The following is a 6,931-nucleotide window of genomic DNA, read 5'->3' as shown; positions in this document are numbered from 1 at the left end:
GCGGGCGGCCGCCCGCTGGGCACGCTGGTCATCGGCCGGTGCGAACCGGCCGGCTTCCCCGACGAGATCACCGGCCTGGTGGAGGACCTGAGCCGACGGGTCGCCCTGGCCATCGGCGCGGCCCGCCAGTACGCCCGCCAGGCCACCATCAGCGCCGTGCTCCAGCGCGGTCTGCTGCCCGGCGCGGTCGCCGAGATCCCCGGTGTGCGCAGCGCGCTCGTCTACGAGCCCTGCGACCAGGGCGGCCCCAGCGGCGACTTCTACGACCTGTTCCCGGCGGGCGACGGACGCTGGTGCTTCGCCGTCGGCGACGTCCAGGGCAAGGGCCCCGAGGCGGCCGTGGTGATCGGCCTCGCCCGCCCCTGGCTGCGGCTGCTCGCCCGCGAGGGGTACGGCGTCGCCGACGTCCTGGACCGCCTCAACCAGCTGCTGCTGGACGACGCCACCGAGGCCGCCGACGCCGCGGCCCGCGCCCTGGTCGCGGCCGGCGGCCGGCCGCCGGGCCTCGGGGACGGCCCGCAGACGCGCTTCCTCTCCCTCCTCTACGGCGAGCTGACCCCGCACGCCGACGGGGTCCGCTGCACCCTCGCCTCCGCCGGTCACCCGCTGCCGCTGGTCCTCGCCCCGGACGGCACCGTGCGCACCGTCGCCCGCCCGCAGACCCTGCTCGGTGTGGTGGAGGACGAGACGTACACCAGCGAGACCGTGGAGCTGCGCTCCGGTGACAGCCTGCTGTGCGTCACCGACGGGGTGACCGAGCGGCGCTCCGGCAGCCGCCAGTTCGACGACGGCGACGGCCTCGCCCACGCCCTGTCCGGCTGTGCCGGGCTCGACGCCGAGCTGATCGCGGAGCGCATCCGCCGCCTGGTCCACGACTTCGGCGCCGACCTGCCCGGGGACGACCTGGCCCTGCTGGTGCTCCAGGCCGAGTGACGCCCCCGGTCCGCGGGCGGCCGGGCACCGCCCGCGGTGCTGGACAATGGAAGGCATGCCTTCCGCACTCCCCGACGGCGAGCCCGTCCCCGCCGACGGCGCGCTGCCCGGCTCCGCGCTCGCCGGGGCCGCCGCCCGCCCGCTCGGTTTCTATCTGCACGTCCCGTACTGCGCGACCCGCTGCGGCTACTGCGACTTCAACACCTACACCGCGACCGAGCTGCGCGGCACCGGCGGAGTGCTCGCCTCCCGGGACAACTACGCGGACACGCTGACCGACGAGATCCGGCTGGCCCGGAAGGTGCTGGGCGACGACCCGCGCGAGGTCCGCACGGTGTTCGTCGGGGGCGGTACGCCGACGCTGCTGGCCGCCGGGGACCTGGTACGGATGCTGGGGGCGATCCGCGAGGAGTTCGGCCTCGCGCCGGACGCGGAGATCACCACGGAGGCGAACCCGGAGTCCGTCGACCCCGCCTATCTGGCCACCCTCCGCGAGGGCGGCTTCAACCGGATCTCCTTCGGCATGCAGAGCGCCCGGCAGCATGTCCTGAGGGTCCTCGACCGCACCCACACCCCCGGCCGCCCCGAGGCGTGCGTGGCGGAGGCCAGGGCGGCGGGCTTCGAGCACGTGAACCTGGACCTGATCTACGGCACGCCGGGGGAGAGCGACGACGACTGGCGGGCCTCGCTGGAGGCCGCCCTCGGCGCCGGGCCCGACCACGTCAGCGCCTACGCGCTCATCGTGGAGGAGGGCACCCGGCTGGCCCGCCGGATCCGCCGGGGCGAGGTCCCGATGACCGACGACGACGTGCACGCCGACCGGTACCTGATCGCCGAGGAGACGCTGAGCCGGGCGGGCTTCGAGTGGTACGAGGTCTCCAACTGGGCCACCTCCGAGGCGGGCCGCTGCCTGCACAACGAGCTGTACTGGCGCGGCGCCGACTGGTGGGGCGCCGGACCGGGGGCGCACTCCCACGTGGGCGGCGTGCGCTGGTGGAACGTGAAGCACCCCGGCGCGTACGCGGCGGCGCTCGCCGACGGCCGCTCCCCGGGCGCCGGCCGGGAGATCCTGTCGGACGAGGACCGCCGCGTCGAGCGGATCCTGCTCGAGCTGCGGCTGCGCGAGGGGGTCCCCCTGTCCCTCCTGAAGGAGGAGGGCCTCGCGGCCTCCCGCCGCGCCCTGACGGACGGACTCCTCCAGCAGCGGCCGTACGAGCGGGGACGCGCCGTCCTCACCCTGCGCGGCCGCCTCCTGGCGGACGCGGTGGTACGGGACCTGGTGGACTGATCACTCCTTCCCGACGTCAGGCCCCACCGCTGCCCGTGACGAAGTCGATCAGTTCCTCGACGCGGCCCAGCAGCTCCGGTTCCAGGTCCTTGTAGGACCCCACGCGCTTCAGGATCGCCTGCCAGACCGCGCCGGTGTTCTCCGCCGGCCAGCCCAGTGCCCGGCACACCCCGGTCTTCCAGTCCTGTCCCTTCGGGACCGTCGGCCATGCCTCGATGCCGAGTGAGGCCGGCTTCACCGCCTGCCAGATGTCGATGAACGGGTGGCCGACGACCAGGGCGTGCTCGCTGGTGACGGACTGGGCGATGCGCCATTCCTTGGTACCCGGCACCAGGTGGTCCACCAGGACGCCCAGGCGGGCGTCCGGCCCCGGGGCGAAGGACTCCACGACGGCCGGCAGGTCGTCCACGCCCTCCAGGTACTCCACGACCACGCCCTCGACGCGCAGATCGTCGCCCCAGACCTTCTCGACCAGCTCGGCGTCGTGCCGGCCCTCCACGTAGATGCGGCCGGCGCGGGCCACGCGCGCGCGTGCCTGCGGCACGGCGATCGAGCCGGACGCCGTACGGGCGGGACGGGCCGGGGCCGGGGCCGGGCGGACCAGGGTGACGACCCTGCCCTCCAGCAGGAAGCCGCGCGGTTCCAGGGGGAAGACGCGGTGCTTGCCGAAGCGGTCCTCCAGGGTCACCGTGCCCGCCTCGCAGCGGATCACCGCGCCGCAGAACCCGGTACCGGCCTCCTCCACCACCAGGCCCGGCTCCGCGGCCACCTCCGGCGCCGGCTGCGGCTTCTTCTTCCAGGGAGGGGTCAGATCGGGCGAGTACACACGAGGGCGCGGGCCCGAGGGGCCCTCGCTGGAAGGGCGGTGGCGGGAGACGGGTGGGCGCATTCGGATGACGATAGGAGAAGCGGTGCCGTGACAAGCGCGACACGCCGGAATCCGAACCGGAACGCCGTTCAGATCACGCCGAACCGTGCCGCCAGCTCGTCCCGTTGACGCCGGACGAACGCCGCGTCCACCACCGCCCCGTGACCGGGCACGTACACCGCGTCCTCGCCGCCCAGCGACAGCAGCCGGTCCAGGGCGTCCGGCCAGCGGGCGGGGACCGCGTCCGGGCCGGCCTGGGGCTCGCCGGACTCCTCCACCAGGTCGCCGCAGAAGACGACCTCCGGGGAGCCGGGGAGCAGCACCGCGAGGTCGTGGGCGGTGTGGCCCGGACCGACGTTGGCCAGCAGCGCCTGGCGGCCGCCTCCGAGGTCCAGCGTCCACTCGCCGGACACCAGGTGCCGGGGTGTGACCAGCGCGTCCACCGCCTCGTCGGCGTCGGCGACCGGCAGCCCGTTGCGTACCGCGTCCAGCCGCAGCTCCGTCCGCTCGAACGCGAACACCGCGTCCAGGCCGACCGCCCCGTACACCTCCGCCCCGGCGAACACCGCCGCGCCGAGGACGTGGTCGAAGTGGGGATGGGTGAGCGCGAGATGGGTCACACGGCCACCCGCCAGCTCCTCGGCCCGCGCGCGCAGCCGGGCCCCCTCCGCCAGGCTGGAACCGGCGTCCACGAGCAGCGCCGTCCCCTCGCCCACGACCAGCCCCGCCGTGCAGTCCCAGCCCGGCAGCCGGCACCGCCCCACCCCGGCCGCCAGCCGCTCCCACCCCAGCTCTTCCCAAGTCACGCTCATACCGCGACGCTAGCCGTAGGACCCGGTGCGGCGCCCCGACCTTGCCCCGGGTGTACCCGACGGCCGTACACTGGGCCCGGGAATGCTGGCACTCGCGTGGGAAGAGTGCCAGGCGGACGACCCGATGGGACGAGGGACGACGTGCTGGAGGTGCGCGCGAATGCTGAGTGAACGCAGGCTTCAGGTACTGCGCGCGATCGTCCAGGACTACGTGGGCACCGAGGAGCCGGTCGGTTCCAAGGCGCTCACCGAGCGGCACAACCTCGGCGTCTCCCCGGCCACCGTCCGCAACGACATGGCGGCCCTGGAGGAGGAGGGGTACATCGCGCAGCCGCACACCAGCGCGGGGCGCATCCCCACCGACAAGGGCTACCGCCTGTTCGTGGACAAGCTCGCGGGCGTGAAGCCGATGACCGCGCCCGAGCGGCGGGCGATCCAGAACTTCCTGGAGGGCGCCGTCGACCTCGACGACGTCGTGGCGCGCACGGTGCGGCTGCTCGCGCAGCTGACCCGGCAGGTCGCCGTCGTGCAGTACCCCTCGCTGACCCGGTCCACGGTCCGGCACGTGGAGCTGCTCTCGCTCGCCCCGGCGCGCGTGATGCTCGTGCTGATCACCGACACCGGCCGGGTCGAGCAGCGTATGGTCGACTGCCCGGCCCCGTTCGGCGAGGCATCGCTGGCGGATCTGCGGGCCAGGCTGAACAGCAGGGTCGCGGGCCGCCGGTTCGCCGATGTGCCGAAGCTGGTCGAGGACCTGCCGGACGCCTTCGAGCCGGAGGACCGAGGTACGGTCTCCACGGTGCTCTCCACCCTGCTGGAGACACTCGTGGAGGAGAACGAGGAGCGGCTGATGATCGGCGGTACCGCCAATCTCACCCGCTTCGGGCACGACTTCCCCCTCACGATCAGGCCCGTCCTGGAGGCGCTGGAGGAGCAGGTCGTGCTCCTCAAGCTCCTCGGCGAGGCGAAGGACCCGGGCGTGACCGTGCGCATCGGCCACGAGAACGCCCACGAGGGACTCAACTCCACGTCCGTCGTGTCGGTCGGCTACGGTTCGGGCGGCGAGGCGGTTGCCAAGCTCGGCGTGGTCGGACCGACCCGCATGGACTACCCGGGAACGATGGGAGCGGTACGCGCAGTGGCACGGTACGTCGGACAGATCCTGGCGGAGTCGTAAGTGGCCACGGACTACTACGCCGTTCTCGGCGTGCGCCGCGACGCGTCGCAGGATGAGATCAAGAAGGCGTTCCGGAGGCTCGCGCGCGAGCTGCACCCGGACGTCAACCCGGATCCGAAGACCCAGGAGCGGTTCAAGGAGATCAACGCCGCTTACGAGGTGCTGTCGGACCCGCAGAAGAAGCAGGTCTACGACCTCGGCGGCGACCCGCTGTCGCAGTCCGGCGGTGCCGGCGCGGGCGGCTTCGGGGCCGGCGGCTTCGGCAACTTCTCCGACATCATGGACGCGTTCTTCGGTACGGCGTCGCAGCGCGGGCCGCGCTCGCGCACCCGGCGCGGCCAGGACGCGATGATCCGGATCGAGGTGGAGCTGGACGAGGCGGCCTTCGGGACGACCAAGGACATCCAGGTCGACACGGCCATCGTCTGCAACACCTGCAACGGCGAGGGCGCGGCCCCCGGCACGTCCGCCCAGACGTGTGACATGTGCCGCGGCCGGGGCGAGGTCTCGCAGGTCACCCGGTCCTTCCTGGGCCAGGTCATGACCTCCCGGCCGTGCCCGCAGTGCCAGGGCTTCGGCACGGTCGTGCCGACCCCGTGCCCGGAGTGCGCCGGCGACGGCCGCGTCCGCTCGCGCCGCACGCTCACCGTGAAGATCCCGGCCGGTGTCGACAACGGCACCCGGATCCAGCTCGCGGGCGAGGGCGAGGTCGGCCCCGGCGGCGGCCCGGCCGGCGACCTGTACGTGGAGATCCACGAGCTGCCGCACCCCACCTTCCAGCGGCGCGGCGACGACCTGCACTGCACGGTCACCATCCCGATGACGGCCGCGGCGCTCGGCACCAAGGTCCCGCTGGAGACCCTGGACGGCATGGAGGAGGTCGACATCCGGCCCGGCACCCAGTCCGGCCAGTCGATCCCGCTGCACAACCGGGGCGTCACGCATCTGCGCGGCGGCGGCCGGGGCGACCTGATCGTGCACGTCGAGGTGCAGACCCCGACCAAGCTGGACCCCGAGCAGGAGCGCCTGCTGCGCGAACTGGCCAAGCTGCGCGGCGAGGAGCGGCCCCAGGGCCAGTTCCAGCCGGGGCAGCAGGGGCTGTTCTCGCGGCTGAAGGACGCGTTCAACGGCCGCTGAGCCACGCGGGCGCCTCCGGGTCGTGCCGGGGGCGCCTCGGGGTTCTTCCAGGGGATGCCCCGATTCCTGCCGGTCCGGCGGACGTGACACCATGCGGTCATGTCCTCCGCGCTGACCGATCTCCTTCCCCTCCCGATCGTGCAGGCACCCATGGCGGGCGGGGTCTCCGTCCCGCAGCTCGCCGCCGCCGTCTGCGAGGCCGGCGGCCTCGGGTTCCTCGCCGCCGGGTACAAGACCGCCGACGGGATGTACCAGGAGATCAAGCGGCTGCGCGGGCTCACGGACCGCCCGTTCGGCGTCAACGTGTTCATGCCGCAGCCCGAGCTCGCGGAGTCCGGCGCCGTCGAGGTCTACGCCCACCAGCTGGCCGGCGAGGCCGCCTGGTACGAGACGGAGCTGGGCGATCCGGACTGCGGCCGGGACGACGGCTACGACGCCAAGCTCGCCGTCCTGCTCGACGACCCGGTTCCGGTGGTCTCCTTCCACTTCGGCGTGCCGGACCGCGAGGATCTCGCGCGGCTGCGCCGGGCCGGCACCCTCACCCTGGTCACCGCCACCACCGCGGAGGAGGCCCGGGCGGTCGAGGAGGCCGGCGCGGACGCGGTGATCGCGCAGGGCGTGGAGGCCGGCGGCCACCAGGGCACCCACCGCGACTCGCCCGAGAACGACGGCGCGGGCACCGGGCTGCTGACGCTCCTCGCGGAGGTCCGCGAGGC

At 73.8% G+C, this 6,931-nt stretch carries 7 protein-coding genes; 5 read left to right on the top strand and 2 right to left on the bottom strand.

What is annotated here, in order from left to right; all coding sequences use genetic code 11:
* Together H5J33_RS18445 and hemW are read left to right on the top strand one after the other, a co-directional pair.
* A partial coding sequence (locus tag H5J33_RS18445) for a PP2C family protein-serine/threonine phosphatase (protein ID WP_181796034.1) occupies window positions 1–933 on the top strand: 933 nt, incomplete at its 5' end.
* 55 nt (window positions 934–988) lie between these two features.
* A complete protein-coding gene (gene hemW, locus H5J33_RS18440) occupies window positions 989–2,221 on the top strand; it encodes a radical SAM family heme chaperone HemW (RefSeq protein ID WP_181796033.1) in 1,233 nt (410 codons plus the stop codon).
* A gap of 16 nt (window positions 2,222–2,237) precedes the next feature.
* Here hemW and H5J33_RS18435 read toward each other — a convergent pair whose 3' ends face one another.
* Both H5J33_RS18435 and H5J33_RS18430 read right to left on the bottom strand, forming a co-directional pair.
* Entirely contained in the window at window positions 2,238–3,110 is an 873-nt protein-coding gene (locus H5J33_RS18435; protein WP_258565206.1) for a DUF3097 domain-containing protein, read from the bottom strand.
* Between the two features lie 68 nt (window positions 3,111–3,178).
* Complete coding sequence (locus H5J33_RS18430; RefSeq protein ID WP_181796032.1) at window positions 3,179–3,901, bottom strand: MBL fold metallo-hydrolase; 723 nt, start codon at window positions 3,899–3,901, stop codon at window positions 3,179–3,181.
* 160 nt (window positions 3,902–4,061) lie between these two features.
* Here H5J33_RS18430 and hrcA point away from each other — a divergent pair, with 160 nt between their 5' ends.
* The 3 genes from hrcA to H5J33_RS18415 form a co-directional block, all read left to right on the top strand.
* Complete coding sequence (gene hrcA / locus H5J33_RS18425) at window positions 4,062–5,078, top strand: heat-inducible transcriptional repressor HrcA (protein ID WP_181796031.1); 1,017 nt, start codon at window positions 4,062–4,064, stop codon at window positions 5,076–5,078.
* Window positions 5,079–6,215: a molecular chaperone DnaJ gene (gene dnaJ, locus H5J33_RS18420; protein ID WP_181796030.1), complete on the top strand. Its 1,137-nt coding sequence runs from the start codon at window positions 5,079–5,081 to the stop codon at window positions 6,213–6,215.
* Between the two features lie 99 nt (window positions 6,216–6,314).
* A partial coding sequence (locus H5J33_RS18415; RefSeq protein WP_181796029.1) for a nitronate monooxygenase occupies window positions 6,315–6,931 on the top strand: 617 nt, incomplete at its 3' end.

Source organism: Streptomyces sp. WELS2 (genome assembly GCF_013870595.1).
Classification (GTDB): domain Bacteria; phylum Actinomycetota; class Actinomycetes; order Streptomycetales; family Streptomycetaceae; genus Streptomyces.
The sequence above is the reverse complement of the archived record's forward strand: the minus strand, read 5'-3'. Positions and strand labels throughout refer to the sequence as shown.